Origin of the sequence: Ensifer sp. Root31, assembly GCF_001424825.1 — a bacterium.
GTDB lineage: Bacteria > Pseudomonadota > Alphaproteobacteria > Rhizobiales > Rhizobiaceae > Ensifer > Ensifer canadensis.
The window spans coordinates 87,776-108,058 of record NZ_LMCO01000008.1 but is presented as its reverse complement, the minus strand read 5'-3'; the positions used below and the strand labels follow the sequence as shown (position 1 = coordinate 108,058).

Sequence of the window (20,283 nt, the reverse complement as noted above, 5' to 3'; positions counted from 1 at the left end):
TGCAATCGTGACGTGATAAACTGGGCAACAGCCCACTTTTCAAGGTGGATTGCTGTTGAGGGAGACACAATGAGCCGGCGGCAGCATGATCTTAGCAGGCCGCATGCAGGCAGAAATCTGCGGGTTCTTGCTGCTTCATTGCGTCCAGAACACCAAAACAGCCCGCCCCGTCGCAGTCGGATGACCGGATGGAACGGACTGCTTTTCGTTAGCAACGGCCGGCGGACCGCGAATCGACGGTTGGCTCAGCTCTCGCGGAAGGCTCGGCTGACCTGGTCCATCAGCGGCTTGATGAAATATGAAGCAACGCTTCGTTCCCCGGTGGTAATGAACGTCTCCACCGGCATGCCTGGCATCAGCGAGACATTGCCAAGCCGTTGGATCTCTGCCGGCGTGATCGCGATGCGCGCGACGTAGAAGCTCGCACCCGTCCGCTGGTCGACCGACACATCGGCGGACACCCGCTCGACGGCCCCGACAATTTCCGGCGTCGTCTTCTGGCTGAAGGCGGAGAAACGCAGGATCGCCTTCTGTCCGGAATAGATCTGGTCGATGTCCTGCGGCGCGACCTTGGCCTCCACGACGAGTTTGTCGATATCCGGCACGATCATCATGATCGGCTCGCCCGGAGCGACCACACCACCGACCGTATGGACGGCGAGCTGGTGCACGATGCCGTTCTGCGGCGCGACGATATCGACCCGCTTCAGCTGGTCTTCGGCCGCCACCTTGCGCTCGACATATTCGCCGATGCGGGCATCCATTTCGCGCAGGTCGGTTCCGACCTCCTCGGCCCATTGCTCGTCGACCTGGATGATCTGCAGCGATGTCTCGGCGATCTTCTCGTGCACGCCGGCGACGCCTGCCAGCAGCCTGCCCATCTCGCCATCGATGTCGGTTGCCTGGCGCTCGAGTGCGCTGAGGCGGCTCTTTTCCATCAGCCCCTTGTCATGCAGGAAGGTGTAGCGGCCAAGCTCCTCCTTGATCAGGATCCGCTCGCGGCTACTGGCGGTGCGCTCGGCATCCATGCCGCGGATCTCGTCGTTCAGCTGCTGCACACGCCGCTCCAGTTGCCGCTTCTTGCTCTCGCGCACATCCCTGCGGCTTTCGTAAAGGCGTTGCTCGGCATGCATCATTGCAGCCACATCAGGATCCTCGGCGCGCGACAGCAATGTCTCCGGGAAAACGACACGTTCCGTACGATCGCGTTCGCTCTCCAACCGCGCCTTGCGGGCGGCGAACTGGTCCAGGCTCTTGAGAATGATCGCCAGATTGGCCTTCGTCATCGTCGCGTCGATGCGCATGACGACATCCCCCGCCTTCACGTGGTCGCCGTCGCGCACCATGAGTTCGCTGACGACGCCACCCACGGGGTGCTGCACCTTCTTCAGGCTGCTTTCGACAACCACGGATCCTTGAGCGATCACCGCCCCGACGATTTCCGTACTGATCGCCCAACCGCCGAAGAGCCCGACCAGCGTCGCAAATCCGAGCACGCCGACGATCAGGTGGGTGCGGATCGAACGTCTGAGTGTCTGCCAATCATCCATGTTCATGCCTTTGCTGCTTCTGCTGATTGCACCACCTTGAGCGCACCCGGATTGGCGGTTGTCTGCCTTAGAACCTTCGAGAGAACTTCGTCCTTCGGGCCGAAAGCCTGCTGGCGGCCCGCGGCAATCATCAGCACCTTGTCGACCGCAAGCAGCGCGCTGGGGCGGTGGGCAATGACGATGACGATGCCGCCGCGTTCACGGATCCCGAGGATCGCCGACGTCAGAGCTTCCTCTCCTTCGGAATCGAGGTTTGAATTCGGCTCGTCGAGGATGACGACGAAGGGATCCCGGTAAAGGGCCCTTGCAAGCGCGATGCGTTGCTTCTGGCCGGCGGAAAGCGGCCGGCCATTTTCCCCGACTTCGGTGGAATAGCCTTCCGGCAGGCTGACGATCAGATCGTGAACCCTTGCTGCGCGGGCAGCGGCGATGATGTCGTCGGACCCAGCGTCGGGGTCGAAGGAGGCAATGTTCTCGGCGATGGTGCCGTCGAGCAACTCGATCGATTGCGGCATGTAGCCGATATGGCGGGCAAGCGCTGCGGCCGGCCATTGGTCCGGCGTGGCGCCATCGAGCCGGATCGCGCCGCGCGCCGGGTGCCAGATGCCCACGAGCAGACGTGCAAGCGAGCTCTTGCCTGAGCCGCTCGCACCGATGACGCCGAGCCCCGCGCCAGCCTCCAGTGTGAAGGTGACATCCTGCAAGACGACGTCTGTCGTTTCCGGCGGAAGAGCGCTGACGCGTTCGACAGACAGTGCACGGCTCGGTGCCGGCAAATCCATGCGATCAGGCGCATCGGGCAAAAGCGCCAGCGTCTTTTGCAGGCGTCGGCGGCTTTGGCGGGCACCGATGAAGCCCTTCCAGTTGGCGATCGCCAGATCGACCGGCGCCAGTGCCCGGGCGGACAGGATCGAGCCAGCGATGATAATGCCGGGCGTTGCCTGCTCGTTAATCACGAGCCAGGCGCCGACCGCAAGGATGCCGGACTGCAGCATCATGCGCAGCACCTTGCTCAACACGCCGAACCCCGAGGAAACATCGCTTGCGCGGCGCTGCTCACGCGTAAACGCGCGGTTCTCATCCTGCCAGCGGCGCCTCAGATGCGGGCCCATGCCCATCACCGTGATCACATCGGCATTGCGGCGGCCGCTCTCGGCCATGCGATTGCGCTTGGAAGAATGGCGCGCAGCCTCCTCGACCGGCCGCTGCGAAACGAGTTCCGTCAACAGGGTAATCGCCGCCAGAATGACAGCGCCTGCGAGTGCCGTGACACCCAGCCAGAAATGGAAGGCAAAGCAGATGGCGATATAGAACGGAAGCCAGGGGAGATCGAAGAGCGCGGTCGGCCCGCTGCCCGAGAGAAAGGCCCTGATGGTATCGAGATCGCGCAACGGCTGGGCGTAGCGACTGCTGATCGGCACCTGCAACTGCAGACCGACGATCGCATCGTAGATCCTTGGTGAAAGCGCCTGGTCGAGCCGATCGGCTATGCGCACCAATAATCGGCCACGCAGCGCGTCGAACAGGCCCTGAAACGCGTATAGCACGACAACGATGGCGAGAAGCGCAACAAGCGTCGGCAGGCTTCTGCTCGGAAGCACCCGGTCGTAGACCTCCATCATGAAGAGCGATCCGGTGAGGTAGAGCACGTTGACGACGGCACTCATCAGGCCAATGCCGACGAAGGCACTCGCACAGCCCGCAAACACACCCTTGAACTGGCTGGAATTTCTGTTGGAAGAACTGTCGCGCATGGTCCCTGATCCGTTGAGATCGCGGCGGTAGCAGGCAGGCAACACAAGGCGATGACATGCCTGAAGTGATTGAAGCCTACGCCGCGCGAAAAAGGGGCGCACCGAATAGTGCGCCCCTCGCTTTGGTTAGGCGAAGCGGAAGTCGTCGATGACGAAGTTTTCCGTTTTCACACCGTTGAAGGTGATGGACGACCCATCGTCGAACGCGATCTGTGCACCGGCGTCACCATCGGTGAAGGCACCGGAGGACAGGAGCGCCTGGTAGTCGGCGAGCATGTCCTTCGAAAGCACGACCACGTCGTCGCCCTGTGCACCCGCCTGGAAGTCCAGGACCACGTCGCGACCGTCGCCGGAGGCGAAGACGAAGGTGTCGGCACCCGCACCGCCGGTCAGCACGTCATTGCCCGTGCCGCCGTTCAGCGTGTCATTGCCGGTACCACCGTTGAGCTGGTCATTGCCGGCACTGCCGCTCAGCGCGTCATTGCCAGCGCCGCCCATAAGCACGTCGTTGCCAGCACCACCCTCGACCACATCGTTGCCGTCTCCGGCGACAACGCGGTCATTGCCTGCCCCGGCATCGACCATGTCGTTGCCATCGCCCGCCAGCACCGTGTCGTTGCCGTTGCCGGCCTCGATCATGTCCTTGCGGTCAGTGGCAACCAGCGTGTCGTTGCCGTCGGTGCCTTCGACGACGTTGTACTCGGTGTAGCCGTCGATCTTGATCGAGGCGGTGCCGGTCGATTCCCCACCCTGGGCGTCACGCACGGTGTAGGTGACGGTGACCATGGCGTTCTGCTCGTCTTCCAGAGCCATAAAGGCAGAAGACGGATCGGCGACGAGCTTGCCATCGACGATCGAGAAGGCTGTAGCAGCCTGAGCATTCGTCAGTGTCAGACCGGTCACCGCCGTGACCGCAAAACCGACGAGCGTCAGCCGGTCGCCTTCGATATCGGTATCGTTGGCAACGAGGTCGAAGGTGGCGGTCTCGTTCTCGGCAACGCCGCCGGTATCGGCAACAGCCACCGGTGCATCATTGACCGGCTTGATCGTCACACTGACGGTGCTCTCGCTGCTGCCACCCTTGCCGTCGGACACAACGACGATGAAGCTGTCCGATGCGTTGACATTGGCATTCGGATCGTAGGTCCAGGCGCCGGTTCTGCCATCGAGTGCGACGCTGCCATTGGCGGCCCCAGCGCCCGTCTTGACGGCATAGCTCAGCGTATCGCCATCGATATCGGTTGCCGTGATCGTGCCGCTGATCGACGTATCCTCGTTCGTCTCAATGGTCAGCGACGATGCAACAGGCGCGTCGTTGACCGGCTTGACGACGAAGGTGGCGCCGGCTTCGCTCGAGCCGCCGCGACCGTCGGAGATCTGATAGTGGAAGGAGGCTTCGCCATTGAAGTTCGCGGCAGGCGTGAAGCGAATGCCACCCTCCTCGACGGTGGCGGTACCACCGACGACCGAAGTGACGCCAGTCACCTTCAACTGATCGAGATCGGCATCGCTGTCGTTGGCGAGCAGGCTCGCAAACGGGATGACGAAGGATGGCGCATCCTCATCGATCGGGGCAAGCGTGTCGCTGGCGGCAACCGGACCACGGTTGACGAGGCTGTTGGCGATCGACGCGCGGTTCATGACCGTGCCATCGGCGAAGGTAACGAGTTCGACACCGCCGCCTGCCAGTTGGCCGTTGAGGGTCAGTTTTTCGCCATTGGTGAATTCGACCTCGACGGCTTCACCGTATTTATGCAGGACGGCTTCGCCGCGGGCGATGTCGTGCAGGACGAGAACGTCGCTATCAGCAGATGCAGCGGCCGTTTCGACGATTTCGTCGGAGCCTTCGCCACGTCCGTAGACGTAAGTATCAGAACCGTCACCGCCGATCAGCACGTCGTTGCCGGCACCACCTTCGATCAGGTCGTCGCCGAGACCGCCGGCAATAATGTCGGCACCCTCGCCGCCCATCAGCACATCGTTGCCCTTGCCGCCGACAAGCCCGTCACGTCCGGCACCACCCATCAGCGTATCGTCGCCGTCGCCGCCATCGACGCGATCGTCGCCGCCGTTGCCAATGAGGGTGTCGTTGCCACCAAGACCGTAAATCGTCTCGCCGGCTTCACCGCCGACCAGCATGTCACGGGTATTGGTGCCGTTGATCACCTGGCCGCCTTCAAGGCCCGATTTCAGATCGACAACCGTGAGATCGTCGAAGGATAATCCGGCATTGCCCCAGGAATAGAGGCCGAAGGTACCGGCGTCGAGACCACGGTCGCCGACCGGATAGGCAAAGAGGGCCTCATCGTTGAGGAAGGCGGTGATCTTGTCGCCGACGACTTCGACGCGCAGCTTCATTGCCTGACCCGGCTCGTACTTGCCGGGAACCTGGGCAAGAATTTCCTCGACCCCGTTCTTCATGCGCACGAGGTTGAAGATGCTGCCGGCGCCATTGCCGGGGCTGCGGTCGAGGATGCCATCGGCATCGAGTTCGAGCTTGTAATAGTTCTTGTTGTCCTTGTAGCGGAACAGGAAGCCGAGGCCGTCCTTGTCAGGCGTCTGGATCGTTGCCTCAACCGCATAGTCGGTCCAGGCAAGTGCTACCGGATCCTTGAACAAGGCATAGGTGCCGAGACGAAGGACGTTGACGCCGTCGCCAAGCGGGCTCCAACCACGCTTCCACAGATCCGCGGCAGTTGCCCCGCTCCAAGTCAATTCGCGGCTAGCAAGCCCCGTCGTCTGCACCAGCTTTCCGTCGGCAAGCAGCCATTCGGATGCCTTTCCATCAGGTCCGATGCCGCCAAGCTCGCCCTCATCGACGATGTTGAAGCGCGACAGGGACTGCGGTGACGAGAAGTCTTCGGCAACGAGTATCTTGGTGCGGTCGACAACGGTGATATCGACACGATCGGTCGAGACCGAACCGTCCACAGCCGTCACCTTGAGCAGCAGTTTGTTGACGCCGGTGTCGAGATTGACGTTGGCGGTCTTGTCATTGGCAATGACGTTGCCGGCGAGGTCCGTCCAGACGTAGTCGAGCAACTGCTTCGGACCAAACGAGCCGGAGGCGTCGAGCTTGACGGAAGCCTTGCCGTCGCCGTCGATGTCGTAGGTCCGCTGGTCGATGCCGGCCTTTGCCGTTGTGTCCGCCTTGGTGACGACGATATCATCGAAGACAGAAGCGCGCTGGCCGCTTGAATAAAGGCCGACGGTACCGCCGCTAAGCGGCGCATTGGCGTCAGTGACCGGTCCGGCAAAGACATTCTTGTCGCCGAGGAAGATGTTGATCGCGCCGCCGGTGACAGCCACGGTCAACGGGATTTCCATATTGTAGGGCGAACCTTCGTTCACCGATGCCAATATGGTCTCGACGCCGTTGGCCACCTTGACCAGTTGGCGACGGTTGGTCTCGCCATCGAGCGTGAAGCGGTAGTGATTGTTGGCGTCCTTGTAGTAGAAGAGAACGCCGATCGCGTCGTTGTCGAGCTGGGTCAACGACGCTTCGAAGACGTAGTCCGTCCAGGTAGACGAGCCCTCACCGACGAAGACCAGCTTGTTGCGGGCGGCATCGCTTTGGTCGAAGAGCGCGGCCTCAGGTGCTGCAAGGCCGGCTGCTCCGGTCGGACGCGAGAAGACCGTTCCCTTCAACAGGAAGTTTCCGGTATTGCCGTTGGCCGCACCGATATCGGTTGCCCAGCCGTTGGCATTGCCGTCGTTGAAGGTTTCGACCAACAGAGTGCGATCGCCACGGACAATTACGTCAACGGTGTCGCTGGTCTTGATGCCGTTGAAATCGGTGGTGGTCAGCGTCAGCTTGTGCTTGCCAAGCTCGAGCTCGGCCTTAGCGTCCTTGCCTTCAGCCACCACGTCGCCGTTCTCGTTGGTCCAGACCCAGCTCTTGACGCTTGCCGGCAGCAGCGACTTGGCACCGGAAAGCGCGACATTGGCGGACGAGGCACCCGCAGAAGCGTCAGCGATGATGTCGTCACCGGCTTCAGCCATGGCGCGTGCATTGCCGCCGCTGACGTCAATGTTCTCGAACACTTCCTGGTGGCCACGATAGTAGCCGGTCAGGCCGTCGCGATCGAGTTCCGGCTTGGTGCGGAAGCCGTCTAGGTAGTCGTCGAACCCGGTGAAGTAGGTCTCGGTGGAAATGCGGTTGTTGTCGGGATCGATGGTGATCAGGCGGATGGCGCCGTTGCCGCCATTGTTGCCTTTCGCTTCGTTGCCGTTGCCGGTGATCTCGCGCGACACACCATTCTGGTAGTTGACCAGGAACTGGAAGACCGGCTCGCCGTACTGATTGTAGGTGATGTCGGTTTCAGCGCCATCCCCGAAGATGTGACCGGAGAAGGTCATGACGATGTTCGGATAGCGGGCGAGCAGTTCGCGCGAAACATATTCGCCGTCGTTGGCGCCGCGCTGGTCGGTGCGCATGCCGTAGTCGTAGCCTGCACCTTCGTCGTAGAGCGGCAGGGCCAGATTGTCCTGGCGGCCGGCATAGCTCGTCAGCGAGTGGGTGGCGAGCATGACGCGATAATCGGGATGGGCCTCGATGACGTCGCCTGCCCAACGGATCACGTCGTCGCGCGGACCGAACTCGAGCGAGACCGACAGCCACTTGGTGCCATCGGGGGCCGTGAACGTGCTGTAGGTGTTGCGGGCGCTCATCAGCTCCTGATCGTAGGCGCCGCCAAAGGTGCCCGGGCTGGTTTCTGCCTGCTTGTCCGGCGAGAAACGCTGGTCGAGATAGATCGACGAGTGGTCGGCAGCACTGCCGCCATTGGCCTGGTCATGGTTGCCCGGAAGCAGGGCGTAGGGGATCTTGCCGTCGAGCTTGCGAAGGGCAGCTTCGGCGATGTCCCACTGGCCGGACAGGTTGTTCTGGGTGATGTCGCCGACATGGGTCATGAAGACGATGTTGTGGCTCTGGCGATTGTCCAGCAGCCACTGCGTCATGTCGCCGAAGAAGTGCTTGATGCCATCGTTGGACGTGTAGTCCTGCGTATCCGGGAAGACGGCGATCGTATAGGCATTCGCACCGGCGACGCGGACGCGGAAATCATCGCTGACCGCATGGCCGGCGGCGTCGGTTGCCGTCACGCGGACGTCGGAGTGACCGAGCGCTGCGAAGTCCAGCACCAGCTTGTTGCCATTGGTGAGGACGGCATTCAGCACCTCGCCCTTGCTGTTCTGGACGGTGAAGGTCAGGTTTTCACCGGAGAAATGCTGCGACAGGTCGATCGTCACATCGGCCGCATCCGGCGTGACCATCATGTCCTTGATGGCGGTGGTCTTGACGACGGAGCCCGGGTTCGGCGTCGTGTCCTGGCCGACGGCCGGAATGCCGGCCGTTGCCGGCGTCGTCGTCGACACGGTGGTGCCTTGGCCGCTCAAGGAACCCTGGCCGAAGGCCGGCGTGGTCGAGCCTTCGCCGAAACGGAACTCGGTGCCGTTGGACGACAGCGCATCAGTCTTCAGCGCATCCGGAACGATGCCCTCCGGCTTGGCATTGCCGAGCGCCGACAGTTCCGTACCGGTCAGAACCTTTTCGATGAAGAGGAAGTTGCTGAGATAGCCGGAAGACGTTTCGCCGTCTTCGTCGGCGAAGATCAGGAAGCCCTTGGCCTTGTCGATGGTGAAGCGGGCGGCAAGCGTGCCGGTCATCTTCTGTTCGGCGACGAACTCGCCGTTGATGTATTTCTTCATCGAGACGCCGCCGCTGGCGTCCTTGTCGATCGTCAGGCCAATTCGGTTCCAGGCATCGAGCTTGGCCGCGCCGCGATAGTCGCTGTTGATGCCGAGGCCGAAGCTCTCGCCGCCAACCTTGCCGAAGATATCGCCATCAGACGTGTTGGTGACGTCCGTCTGCAGGAACGGGATCCAGCCGCTGGAGCCAGCCGATGGGAAGTAGACGTCATAGACTAGACTGTAGGACGAAGCATTGCCGGTGCCGCCCGGCGACACGAGAATGCCCTGCTGGGCCTGCACACGCGGGATATTCAGGAGCCAATCGGACGAAGATTGGATCGGAGTCGCTAGCGAATTGGGGGAGGAAGTCATGTCGGCTTTCTCTCTAAAGGTGAACGGGATCGGCTCTTGGCCGTGCGTCACCGTTATCCGCCACCCTTACCGCGCAGATGACAGTTGCTTAACAAAACGTAAAGCGGCCATAGCGTTTTCCGATGGCTGCCATCGGTTTCGCCCACCTCTTAGTGGACCGATCGGTGTGGTCACCGCCGGTGTCATGTGCCTGTCAGCTTTTGCGACAATGATACGCGCGCGGATCCAACAGGCCATGCCCGCAGGCAACAGAACCGGAAGCAATGTCGATCACTCAATTGAAAGCGTTTCACATCGTCGCCCAGTCCGGCGGCTTCTCCCAGGCCGCCCGAGACATGGCGATCAGCCAGTCCACCCTGTCGCAGCACGTGCGGGAACTGGAGGCATTATGCGGGCAGAACCTGCTTGATCGAAAGGCGCGCGGCGTCAGCCTCAGCGCCCATGGCGAGCGCCTGTTCGAAATCACCTCGCGCCTGTTTCAAGCAGAGAAGGAAGCCAACGCCTTCCTGCGCGGCGAGGCCGGCACGACTGGCGGTCATCTGCGTGTTGCCGCCGACGGCCCCATCCTGGCGCTACCGATCCTTTCGCGGTTGAAGATCGATCGACCAAAACTGACATTCTCCCTAGCCGTCGATAATTCCGCCCGTGTGATCGACCAGATCATCGACTATCGCGCCGATGTCGCGATCACCGCGCAGATCCCCGACGACCCGCGCCTCCATGGCGTCCGTTTTCTGAGCATGCGCCTCGGCCTCTGCGTGCCGGCATCCCATCCGCTGGCATCGCGCGACGGCGTCACCATGAAGGAACTCGAAGGTCTCTCCTTCGTCATGCGCGAGCGCGGCTCGCGCACCCGCGAGATCTTCGAGAAGAATCTCGCCGACCACTCCATCTCGATCCATCAGATCGTCGAGATTTCCTCGCGCGAGGGCGTGCGCGAAGCAATCGCCAATGGCGTCGGCTGCGGCGTCGTTGCCGATCTCGAATTCGGCCATGACATCAGGCTCTCGTTCGTGCCGATCGACGACGCGAGAGAAATCATCGACGAGTACGCGATCTGCCTGGCCGAGCGCCGTCATCTGCCGCTGATCCGCGGCTTCCTCGATGAGGCGAGCCGCCTGTTGCCCGAAGTGGGCGACACGTTCAGAACGCCATTGCCTTTGCAGAAAGAGACAACAAAAACAATAATTTCTGCGTCTTTCATGACACAATAGATTACAACGTCCGTTCGTTGACGTAACGGCAGCCTCAGAGCTTGGCCGTCGCGCCGAAGCCCGTGAGAAAAGACGTCAGATTGTCGGACAGCGCATCGCAGAGATAGCCGCCCTCCTGAACGATGGCCGTCGGCAAGCCCAAACCGGCGATCGCCGCGCCGATCCTTGCGAAGCCTGATGTCGAGACCGACAGGCCCCCGAAGGGATCGCCCTCGAACGCATCGAGCCCGAGTGCCACGACAAGCGCGTCCGGCGCGTAGGCGCGGATCCGGCGGAAGGCGACGTCGAGGGTTGCGAGGAAATCGGCGTCGCCGGACTTGCGCTCGAGCGGCAGATTGAGGTTGTAGCCAAGGCCCGGCCCCTCGCCGCGTTCGTCCGCATGCCCCCAGAAGAAGGGGTAGAAGCGCACGGGATCCGCGTGGATCGAGACCGTCAGCACATCGGAGCGCTGATAGAAGATGCCCTGCGTGCCGTTGCCGTGATGCAGATCGATATCGAGGATCACGACGCGCGACGCGTTCGACAGAAAACGCTGCGCCGCAACGGCGGAGTTGTTGAGGAAGCAGAAGCCGCCAGCAACGTCTGCAAAGGCATGATGACCGGGTGGGCGGCAGAGCGCATAGGCGGCGCGATCCCCAGCCAGCACCGCATCTGCCGCATCGACCGCGCTCCAGGCGCTCCAGCGCACGCTCTCCCAGGTTTCGCCGGAGATCGGGCATGCGGTGTCTGCCATGTGATATCCGGCCTGCCCTACTGCGGAAGCCGGGTATCGGCCATCGCGGGCCAGCGGGTGGATGTTCGGTATCACCTCGTCCGAGGCTTCGGCGATGCGCTGCCAGCGCGCGTAGATATGCTCGAGAAAGTCGAGATATTCGGGCGTGTGCACGGCGGCAATCGGGGCGAGCCCGTGGTCGCGCGGCCGAACGACGGAGCATCCGGCGTCACGGGCGCCGATCAGGAGCCTTTCAACCCGTTCGGGCTGCTCCGGGTTCGGCTGCGGCGCCCCGCTCGAAAGGAAAGCCTTCGGGTCGTGTCGCTTCTGTTCCTGTGCGTAGAAGGCTTTCATGCTCTCTCCCGTTCCTGCATCGTCAAGCTTTCAGTCCCTCGGTGAGAGCCACAAAGGCCTCGCCATAGGCGGCATGAGCGCGGTCTTTCGTCTGCCAGGTAATGCCAAGCCGCTGGTAAAGGCGCTGCGCCGGCTCGTTCTCCACATCGACTTCCAGCCGCAGGTAGTCCCCGCCCCGCGCCCTCGACCACGAGGCCACTTCGCGCAGCAGGCGCTCGCCGATACCGAGGCCGCGGAAGCGATCGCCGACATACAGATCCTGCACGAAGACGCCGGGCCGGCCGCGCCAGGTCGAGAAGATCGGAAAGAACAGGCAAAGGCCGGCAAATTCTCCCTCAACCTCAGCAATCAGACTGCCGAAGCCGGCATCGGGGCCGAAACCGAAACGACGGTAGTCATCGACCGTGCAGGTGACCTTGCCGGCCATATCGAGCCCGCGGCCCATAGCCTGGATCGCGCCGTGCATCGCCTCGGCGTCCTTGATTTCACCGGCGCGAATGCGGATATCTGCGGTCCTCCCGTGCGTCGTCGTCACTTCCGTCCCCTTTTCTGCCGATGAGCCTATGGCATCGATGACGCGCCTGTTACCAGCGGCGTCAGAATGCCACCTGATCTCCGCCTTTGAGGCCAAGAAGATCACGTGCTTCCTTAGGGGTGGCAACCTCCAGCGACAAGGCGTCGAGAACGGCGCGGATGCGCAGAACCTGTTCGGCATTGCTGGTCGCAAGTTGCCCGCGGCCATTGTAAAGGCTGTCCTCCAGCCCCACCCGCACATTGCCGCCCATCGCAGCCGCCATAGTGATCATCGGCATCTGGTGCCGGCCGGCGGCCAGCACCGAGAACGAATAGTCGTCACCGAAAAGCTTGTCGGCGATGCGCTTCATATGCGTCAGGTTCTCCGGATCGGCGCCGATGCCGCCGAGAATGCCAAAGACGAACTGAATGAACAGATGACCGGAGACCAGACCGCGGTCGCGGAAATGCGCCAGCGAATAGAGATGGCCGACATCGTAACATTCGAATTCGAACCGTGTGCCGCATCCCTGACCGAGCCGGGTGAGGATGAACTCCATGTCGGCAAAGGTGTTCTTGAAGATCGAACTGCGCGTCGCCTCCAGCAGCTCCGGCTCCCAATCGTGTTTCCACGCCACTGGCTTGTCGAGCGCCGGAAACAGGGCGAAGTTCATGGACCCCATGTTCAGCGAGCACATTTCCGGCTCGGCCCGCAAGGACGCCGCCAGGCGGTCCTCCAGCGCCATCAGCGACGAGCCGCCGGTCGATATGTTGACGATGGCGTCGGTCGACTGCTTGATCCGCGGGAGGAACTGCATGAACAGCGAGGGGTCGGCGGAAGGCCGGCCGTCTACGGGATTTCGCGCATGCAGGTGCAGGATCGAGGCGCCGGCCTCCGCCGCAGCGATTGCTTCCGAAGCGATCTGGTCCGGCGTGATCGGCAAATGGGGCGACATGGTCGGCGTGTGCACCGAGCCCGTCACCGCACAGGTGATGATGACCTTCCTGCGCGACGTCTTGGTTTTCGTCATGATGTCGATCTCAACGGTTGACGGGAAGAGTGAGCTCAGCGGCAAGCTGCTCGAGGACATCGCCGAGGATGGCGACGATCTCGCCGATCTGCTCTCTGGTGATGATCATCGGCGGGCAGACCAGAAAATGATCGCCTTCGACGCCGCCGCGTGTCCGCCGCGAATAGATGATCAGTCCACGCTCATAGGCGAGATCAACGACCCGCTGATGTGCGTTCAATTCCTTCGGCAAGGGCTTCATCGTCTCAGGATCAGAAACGAACTCGGCGGCAAGCAACAGACCCTTGCCGCGCACATCGCCAATAAACGGGAACCGTTCGGAAAGCGCGACCAGTTCGGCCTTGAGCGCACCACCCATGACAGCTGCATTGTCGATCAGGCCCAGGCGATCGATCTCGTCGAGCACCGCAAGGCCGGCAGCGCAGGCGAGCGGATTGCCGGCATAGGTGAAACCATGCTGGAAGCCGCCTGCGTCGAGCACCGGCTGCACCAGCCTCGATGGTGCTGCCATGGCGCCCAGCGGGCAATAACCTGAGGCAAAGCCTTTCGACAGCGCGATCAGGTCCGGCTTGCAATCCCAATGGTCGCCGCCAAGGAATTTTCCGGTACGACCGGCTCCGCTCATGACCTCGTCATGGATCAAGAGGATACCGTACTTGTCGCAGATTTCGCGGATGCGCTTGTAATAGCTGTCGGGTGCGACCAGGGCGCCGGTCGAGGCGCCGCCGATCGGCTCCATGATGAAGGCAAGCACGCTATCAGGGCCTTCGGACTGGATCCTGTCCTCCAGCATGTCGGCATATTTGATGCCGCGTTGCTCCATCGAGAGATTGTCGCGGTCGAGATAGGCTGTTGGAGCCGGCACTTTCGGCATTTCCCGCATCATCGGCGAGAACGGATCGGAGAGCGCCGCATAACCGGTGACCGCCAGAGCGCCGAGCGTGCCGCCGTGGTAGGACGGAAACCGCGAAATCACCTTCCAACGGTCCTTCTGGCCGGTCGCAACCGCCCATTGGCGGGCGAGCTTCAGGCAGGATTCGACCGCTTCGGACCCGCCGGAGACGAAGAAGATCTTGTCCATGCCTTCGGGCAGCTTTTCGGCGGCGCGGCGGGCCAATTCTTCCGCCGGTTCGTTTTCGAAGTGGAGACGATAGGCAAACGTCACGCGATCCATCTGCCGCTTCATCGCCTCGAGCACGTTGCGATTGCCGTGGCCGATATTGACCACCATCGCACCGCTCGAACCGTCGATCACCCGGCGGCCATCCTGATCCCAGAGATAGATGCCCTCGGCCCGGTCGACCAGCGGCCGGCGAAGACGCGACTGGTAGAACAGGTGTGAAGCGGGCCGTTCGTTGGAAGCTGTCGTCTTGAGCATGTCGGGTCTCTGTCAGCGTTTGAGGTAACGGTTAAGAACATTGGCGGTGACGCGTTCGACCATCGCGTCGCCGCGCATCAGGGCGGCAACCCATTCGCAGCTGCCGGCGTGGAACACCTCGCCCTTGCCGCGTGGGAAATTGACGATCATGCCACAGCCGCGCTTGACGCGATCGACTGCCGCCTCTCCGGTATCGCCGATCAGTGTTTCCGCCACGAACTTAGCGTCCGCGTCGGAGAGGAACTGATCGTCGGCGGGTATATCGGCGCTCTCTTCCTTCAGCGATGACATGCCGAGCGCCAGGATTTCCAGACCATCCGGGGCGCCGCTGTCTTGCGTCGGCTCCGGCAGACCGCCGCGGATGATGTAGTCGAGGCCGTCGACCTCATAACCGAAGGCATGACCTTCGGCGCCGAGGATGTCGCCATAGTAGATACCGGTTCCGGCAAATGCCCAATGCTCCGGACGATAGACCGGAAACCCGCGGGCGCCGCGCGGGGCACAACCGCCCCAGCCGACATAGAGCCCGCGCGTGGCATTGAGCCCGAAGGTCGAAGCGCCGGGGCGGCCGATCTCTGCCGCCTCCCAGGAGCCGGACGTGCGCGTCTGATCGGCGGAACGGTAGGCCGGGTCCTCGGCACGCGAGCGATATTTGTAGCATACCTGCCGCTTGCCGCCGTCCTCCAGCCGCGTCTGCCACATGAAATTGCCGGCAAAGCGGGCGGCGTGGCCGCCCCGCTCGACATAGGTGTCGACCGCGTCGCGCATCTCCCAGGTCCAATATTCGTCGTGACCAACGAAGACGACGCAATCGTAGCCGTCGAGAATTTCCGGATTGAAATGCAATTCATGCTGGCTGGCGAGATCGACAGCATAACCTTCGCGCTCGGCCCAGCGGAAGAAATGACTGTCATAGCTTGCCCAGCCGGACGAGGCATATTTCTTGGAATAGCCGTTGGCATAGGCCCATTCCATGTGCGGGTAGCGTGGCGCCACTGCCATCGGAGAATAGATCTCCAGCGGCACCCGAGGCGCATCGATTGGGAGCTGGACGAAGCCGCGGCAGAACGGCCGCTCAATGCTGACAGTCGTTGCATATTGGTCGCGATTGGGGCCGGTGATGCCCTGATAATGGTTCGATCCACCCCAGGTGTTGTAAGACGTCCAGGATCCTGTCGCCGCCACCTGCAGTACGCGGCCCGGCTTGCGGCCGGCCTCGGGGCGCACGATAAACAGATGGTGACAGCGAATGGGCGAACGGTCGCGGCCCTCAGCCGTCAAGGTGACGCGATAGGCACCGGACGACCAGTCCGCGCCCACCTGGAATTCAAGCGTCGTCTCCCAGCCGCAGCCGACCACCGAGCATTGGTCCGGCGTATCCTGCCAGCGGGCGGCAATGCCGCTTCGCTTCATGACCGGTGTTTCGACGGCGCCGTCGCGTACGATCTCCAGTTCGAACAGGGCTGCGGTCGAACTCACCTGAAGCCGGACCGTTGCACCGGGCGGGTAGGCATAGGCGTCGGTGTAGCACCAGATTTCGCCGCGCTCGCCATCCATTCCGGGGTATTCGAAGTAGTGGCCGAGCACCGCTTCGCGGCGCTGCTCAGGTGTCAGGCCGAAATCGGGGAATTGGTTGCTGGTCATCTTCATCGCATCCATCACGCCGCCAGATATTTCTTGAGGAAAGCCCGCGTGCGCTCCTGTTTCGGTTCGCGGAAAATCTCGGCTGGCGCACCCTGCTCGACGACGACACCGCCATCCATGAACAGCACGCGGTCGGCGACCTCGCCGGCAAAGCGCATCTCATGCGTGACGATCAGCATCGTCATGTGCTCGGCGGCGAGTTGCTTCATCACCGCATTGACCTCGTCGACGAGTTCGGGGTCGAGCGCCGAGGTCGCCTCGTCGAAAAGCATGACCTTCGGCTGCATCGCGAGCGCCCGGGCGATGGCGACACGTTGCTTCTGACCGCCTGACAGTCGCGAGGGATAGGCGTCGACCTTCTCCGCCAGCCCGACCTTCGACAGAAGCTCGACCGCCAGCTCGCGTGCAGCCGCCTTCGCCATGCCCTTCAGGATAATCGGTCCCATCGTGACGTTTTCGATCACCGTAAGGTGCGGGAAGAGATTGAAGTGCTGGAACACCATGCCCATCTGCTGGCGCACCGCGTTGATGTGGCGCTCGAAGGCCTGGCCGCGCAGGTTCTGGTTGACCTGGACGCCGTCGAGCCACACCTCGCCGCCGTTCAGCGTTTCGAGATGATTGATCGAGCGCAGCAGCGTGCTCTTGCCGGAGCCGCTCGGGCCGATGATCGCAACGATCTGCCCCCGGGCAACCGACAAGTCTATGCCCTTCAGGACTTGAAGCTCGCCATAGGCCTTGCGAGCACTCTTGACTTCGACCATGGGTCGCTGGGCGGTCATCGTGATACCTCCACGTTCTGTTCGACCCGGCGCAGACCCGCTTCGAGCACGAGGTTTAGGATGTAATAGAGTGCGGCGACCGTGATGTAGAATTCGAACGGCCGGAAGGTTTCGCTGATCGCCAGCTGCGCAGCATGAACCAGCTCGGCAATGCCGATGATCGACACCAGCGAGGACTCCTTCAACAGCACGATCAGGTTGTTGCCCATGGCCGGAATGGTGTTGCGCACGGCCTGCGGCACGACGAAGTAGCGCAGCGTCTGAAAGCGGCTGAAACCGAGGCTGCGCGCGCCTTCCGTCTGCCCGACATCCACTGCCACGATACCGGCGCGCAGAATGTCGGCGTTATAGACGGCAAAGTGCAGGCCGAGACCGATGATGCCGGCGACAAGTGCCGGGATCTTGAACCCCAGTTGCCCCAGCCCGTAGTAGATCAGGAACAGTTGTAACAGCAGCGGTGTGCCCATGAAGAGCCACATGAAGGCGCGCACCGGCAAGGCCACCGCCTTGGGCGCATAGAGAACAACCAGGGCAAAAACGACGCCGAAGATGAAGCTGATGGCCGCTGCGGAGACAGTAAGGACGACAGTCCACCAGATCCCCATCCAGAGGATATCGGCATAGGGCGGGACGACGCTGAAATCGAGACCTTGCATGCGCGCCTCCCCTTCAGGCTATGGCGTAGCGTCGGTCAAGCAGATCGACGATCCGCGCGACGACATAGACGATGAGCATGTAGAGCACGGCGGCAACGCCGAAGATCTCGAACGGCTTGTAGGTCGAGCCGATATAGCGCTGGGCCGTGTAGGTGAGTTCGACCACGGATATCGTCGATACCAGCGCCGATCCCTTCACCAGAGCCACGGCGTTGACGCCGAGCGGGCGGATCATCAACCGTGCGGCCTGCGGCAGCACCACCTTGCGCATCGTCTGGAACCGGCTGAAGCCGATCGAGCGGGCAGCTTCGGTCTGGCCGCGGTCGACCGACTGGATCGCACCACGAATGGCTTCGGCCATATAGGCGCCGATATTGAGCCCAAGCCCGATCACGCCGGCGGCGAACGGCTCGAGATTGATGCCGATCTGCGGGCCGCCGAAATAGAGGACGAAAAGCTGGATCAGGCAGGGCGTGCCGCGAAACAGACTGACATAGGCAGAACCAAAGACGCGCAAAGGCCAAGAGCGCGACATCTTTGCCGCCGCCACGAGAAAGGCGACGACGAGCCCGAGCGCCAGCGAAAGCGCCGATATCTCGATCGTGATCCACGCCGCTTCCACGAAGAACGGGAAGACGCGCTGCACCAGCGAAAAGTCCATTGGAAAACTCCGGGGGGAGAACGCGACAATCTCCGGCCGCTGCCGTCAATGGGCGGCCGGAGACGGGTAGAAGCCAGCGATCAGCGGATGTCGCTACCGACCCATTCCATCGAAATCTTCTCGTAGGAACCGTCTGTCAACATATCCTCGAGCGCCTTCTGCATTGCAGCCTTCAGCTCCGGATTGTTCTTGCGGATGGCGATACCGATGGCGACGCTGCCACCTTCGATGTCAGGCGTTTCCAGACGGCGAACCTTCTCACCGGTTTCTTTGACGGCCACCATGACCGGAATGTTGTCGACGACGATCGCATCGACCCGGCCGCTCTTCAGTTCCATCATCAGCTCGGGCAGCCCCTTGTAGGTGCGCACGTCCCAGCCGCCCTGTTCGCGGGCCCATTTCTCATGGGTTTCCCCGAGCGTGACGCCGAGCGTCTTGCCCTTGAGTTCGTCGAGCTTCTGAACGGCGGAGGCTTCGGCGACGAACACCGCGCGGCCGGCGTGATAATACGGGCCGACGAAATCGACGACCTTCTCACGCTCGGGCGTGATCGTCATGGATCCGACGACGGTATCGTATTTGTTGGCGAGCAGGCCTGCGATGATGCCGTCCCAAGCCGTCGTCACCAGAGTGCCCTTGACGCCGACGCGCTCTGCAATCGCCTGGCCGATCGAGGCATCGAAGCCGACAACCTGGTTCTGTTCATTGACGAAGTTGAAGGGCGGATACTGCCCGCTCATCGCGATCTTCAGTTCACCCGCAGACTTCACCGCTTCGAGGTCGTCAGCGCGCACCGAAACGGCGGAGAAGGTTGCGGCAATGGTGAGCGTAGCGGCCAAAAGGCCGGAGAAAATGGTTTTCATGAAATGTTCCTTGCTCCTCTGGATGAATGCGCCTTCTCGTGCGCTTGGGACGGGCATCGAGGCGCTTTGCGAATTTCATGATTGCCTTTGCATCAGCATTGCGCAAATAGATAATGGGAATAGAAGGCATAGATTTCAGGAATGGTCACACCTCGATCCGAACGGCTCGTCTGGGAGCTCGATTGGAACCTTCTGCGCACCTTCGTGGTGATCGCCGAGGTCAAAAGCATCACGCGCGCCGCGGAACGGCTGAACCTGAAACAGCCGAGCGTGAGCAACGCGTTGAAGCGGCTGGAGGACCGTGTCGGGCGTCGGCTCGTCGAACGGGATGCGACGCGTTTCGACCTGACGGAAGTCGGCCAACTTCTCTACGAGCAGGCCGTCGAGGTCTTCGGGACCATTTCCCAGCTGCCGCAATTGGTGCGCGGGGTCAGCGACGACGTGACCGGGCATGTGACGATCGCCGTCGCCAGCCATGTGGTGTCACCGATCTTCGACCGGGCGCTGATGGAATTTCATCGCAACTATCCGCGCGCGACACTGAACATCTCGGTGGCCGCAAGCGGCGAAGTCACCCGTCAGGTGCGGGAGAAACGGGCATCCTTCGGCCTCTGCCTTGTCAGCGTCCGCGACCCGGCGCTGGATTATCTCCTCGTCTTTCGCGAGTTCTTCGGCTTCTTCTGCGGTCCGCACCATCGGCTGTTCGGCAGGCAAGGCCTGAAACTCGCTGACCTCAAGGGTGAGACTTCGGTGTCGTTCCACACCGACCATATCGCCGATGCATTGCGGCCCGTTGCGCTTCTGCGTAGCGAGGCCAAGCTCAATGCCAACGTTGTTGGCGTTTCCTCAAGCCTCGAAGAAGTGCGCCGGATGATTGTCGCCGGCCTCGGCGTCGGTCCCTTGCCGCTGCATGTGGCACGCCGTGACGTGGCCGATGGTGTGTTGTGGCGGCTGCCACCCTATGAAGCACCGCCGGCGATCGACATCTTCCTGCTGACGAACCCCGACAAGGCCTTGAACCGTGCAGAAAAGGCATTGCTTGCCGGGCTGCAGATGTTGATCGCCGAAACCCCTGTCGAAGAGCGGATCTATACGGACTGACGACGGACCG

General features: G+C 62.1%; 14 protein-coding genes. 2 read left to right on the top strand and 12 right to left on the bottom strand.

Annotated features, from left to right (window positions below):
- Positions 1-245: 245 nt before the first annotated feature.
- From ASD00_RS10105 to ASD00_RS42280, 3 genes are all read right to left on the bottom strand, one after another.
- On the bottom strand, positions 246-1,550 hold the full coding sequence (locus ASD00_RS10105) for an HlyD family type I secretion periplasmic adaptor subunit (protein WP_057206453.1): 1,305 nt from the start codon (positions 1,548-1,550) through the stop codon (positions 246-248).
- A gap of 2 nt (positions 1,551-1,552) precedes the next feature.
- Positions 1,553-3,304, bottom strand: coding sequence for a type I secretion system permease/ATPase (locus tag ASD00_RS10100; protein WP_057206400.1), 1,752 nt, complete (start codon positions 3,302-3,304; stop codon positions 1,553-1,555).
- 126 nt (positions 3,305-3,430) lie between these two features.
- Entirely contained in the window at positions 3,431-9,367 is a 5,937-nt protein-coding gene (locus tag ASD00_RS42280) for an Ig-like domain-containing protein (protein WP_057206398.1), read from the bottom strand.
- Positions 9,368-9,630: 263 nt separating this feature from the next.
- Here ASD00_RS42280 and ASD00_RS10090 point away from each other — a divergent pair, with 263 nt between their 5' ends.
- The gene (locus ASD00_RS10090; RefSeq protein ID WP_082523516.1) at positions 9,631-10,581 is read left to right on the top strand and encodes a LysR substrate-binding domain-containing protein; all 951 of its coding nucleotides are present in this window, start codon (positions 9,631-9,633) and stop codon (positions 10,579-10,581) included.
- Positions 10,582-10,615: 34 nt separating this feature from the next.
- On the opposite strand, the gene ASD00_RS10085 is transcribed toward ASD00_RS10090, so the two are convergent.
- The 9 genes from ASD00_RS10085 to ASD00_RS10045 all read right to left on the bottom strand — a co-directional run bounded on the left by ASD00_RS10085 (position 10,616) and on the right by ASD00_RS10045 (position 19,172).
- Positions 10,616-11,647 (bottom strand): histone deacetylase family protein, encoded by a 1,032-nt coding sequence (locus tag ASD00_RS10085; RefSeq protein WP_057206396.1) that lies wholly within the window; start codon positions 11,645-11,647, stop codon positions 10,616-10,618.
- A 22-nt stretch (positions 11,648-11,669) separates the two neighbouring features.
- Positions 11,670-12,182, bottom strand: a complete 513-nt coding sequence (locus ASD00_RS10080; protein WP_057206394.1) for a GNAT family N-acetyltransferase — start codon at positions 12,180-12,182, stop codon at positions 11,670-11,672.
- A gap of 61 nt (positions 12,183-12,243) precedes the next feature.
- Positions 12,244-13,191, bottom strand: a complete 948-nt coding sequence (locus ASD00_RS10075) for a 3-keto-5-aminohexanoate cleavage protein (protein ID WP_057206392.1) — start codon at positions 13,189-13,191, stop codon at positions 12,244-12,246.
- 10 nt (positions 13,192-13,201) lie between these two features.
- A complete protein-coding gene (locus ASD00_RS10070) occupies positions 13,202-14,569 on the bottom strand; it encodes an aspartate aminotransferase family protein (protein WP_057206390.1) in 1,368 nt (455 codons plus the stop codon).
- 12 nt (positions 14,570-14,581) lie between these two features.
- A complete protein-coding gene (locus ASD00_RS10065; RefSeq protein WP_057206451.1) occupies positions 14,582-16,219 on the bottom strand; it encodes a N,N-dimethylformamidase beta subunit family domain-containing protein in 1,638 nt (545 codons plus the stop codon).
- Positions 16,220-16,227: 8 nt separating this feature from the next.
- Positions 16,228-16,992: an amino acid ABC transporter ATP-binding protein gene (locus ASD00_RS10060; protein ID WP_057206388.1), complete on the bottom strand. Its 765-nt coding sequence runs from the start codon at positions 16,990-16,992 to the stop codon at positions 16,228-16,230.
- On the bottom strand, positions 16,989-17,648 hold the full coding sequence (locus tag ASD00_RS10055) for an amino acid ABC transporter permease (RefSeq protein ID WP_057206386.1): 660 nt from the start codon (positions 17,646-17,648) through the stop codon (positions 16,989-16,991). The genes ASD00_RS10060 and ASD00_RS10055 overlap by 4 nt, the downstream gene beginning before the upstream one ends.
- A gap of 13 nt (positions 17,649-17,661) precedes the next feature.
- Positions 17,662-18,309 (bottom strand): amino acid ABC transporter permease, encoded by a 648-nt coding sequence (locus tag ASD00_RS10050; RefSeq protein ID WP_057206385.1) that lies wholly within the window; start codon positions 18,307-18,309, stop codon positions 17,662-17,664.
- Positions 18,310-18,389: 80 nt separating this feature from the next.
- Positions 18,390-19,172 carry an ABC transporter substrate-binding protein gene (locus ASD00_RS10045; RefSeq protein WP_057206382.1) on the bottom strand — a complete coding sequence of 261 codons (783 nt, stop codon included), beginning with the start codon at positions 19,170-19,172 and terminating at the stop codon, positions 18,390-18,392.
- Positions 19,173-19,313: 141 nt separating this feature from the next.
- On the opposite strand from ASD00_RS10045, the gene ASD00_RS10040 reads away from it, so the two are divergent.
- Complete coding sequence (locus tag ASD00_RS10040) at positions 19,314-20,273, top strand: LysR family transcriptional regulator (protein WP_057206380.1); 960 nt, start codon at positions 19,314-19,316, stop codon at positions 20,271-20,273.
- Positions 20,274-20,283: the final 10 nt, after the last annotated feature.

Coding starts and splice junctions, on each gene's coding strand:
- ASD00_RS10105 (WP_057206453.1), bottom strand. CDS start 1,550: ATGGATGATTGGCAGACACTCAGACGTTCGATCCGCACCCACCTGATC.
- ASD00_RS10100 (WP_057206400.1), bottom strand. CDS start 3,304: ATGCGCGACAGTTCTTCCAACAGAAATTCCAGCCAGTTCAAGGGTGTG.
- ASD00_RS42280 (WP_057206398.1), bottom strand. CDS start 9,367: ATGACTTCCTCCCCCAATTCGCTAGCGACTCCGATCCAATCTTCGTCC.
- ASD00_RS10090 (WP_082523516.1), top strand. CDS start 9,631: ATGTCGATCACTCAATTGAAAGCGTTTCACATCGTCGCCCAGTCCGGC.
- ASD00_RS10085 (WP_057206396.1), bottom strand. CDS start 11,647: ATGAAAGCCTTCTACGCACAGGAACAGAAGCGACACGACCCGAAGGCT.
- ASD00_RS10075 (WP_057206392.1), bottom strand. CDS start 13,191: ATGACGAAAACCAAGACGTCGCGCAGGAAGGTCATCATCACCTGTGCG.
- ASD00_RS10070 (WP_057206390.1), bottom strand. CDS start 14,569: ATGCTCAAGACGACAGCTTCCAACGAACGGCCCGCTTCACACCTGTTC.
- ASD00_RS10065 (WP_057206451.1), bottom strand. CDS start 16,219: ATGAAGATGACCAGCAACCAATTCCCCGATTTCGGCCTGACACCTGAG.
- ASD00_RS10060 (WP_057206388.1), bottom strand. CDS start 16,992: ATGACCGCCCAGCGACCCATGGTCGAAGTCAAGAGTGCTCGCAAGGCC.
- ASD00_RS10055 (WP_057206386.1), bottom strand. CDS start 17,648: ATGCAAGGTCTCGATTTCAGCGTCGTCCCGCCCTATGCCGATATCCTC.
- ASD00_RS10050 (WP_057206385.1), bottom strand. CDS start 18,309: ATGGACTTTTCGCTGGTGCAGCGCGTCTTCCCGTTCTTCGTGGAAGCG.
- ASD00_RS10045 (WP_057206382.1), bottom strand. CDS start 19,172: ATGAAAACCATTTTCTCCGGCCTTTTGGCCGCTACGCTCACCATTGCC.
- ASD00_RS10040 (WP_057206380.1), top strand. CDS start 19,314: ATGGTCACACCTCGATCCGAACGGCTCGTCTGGGAGCTCGATTGGAAC.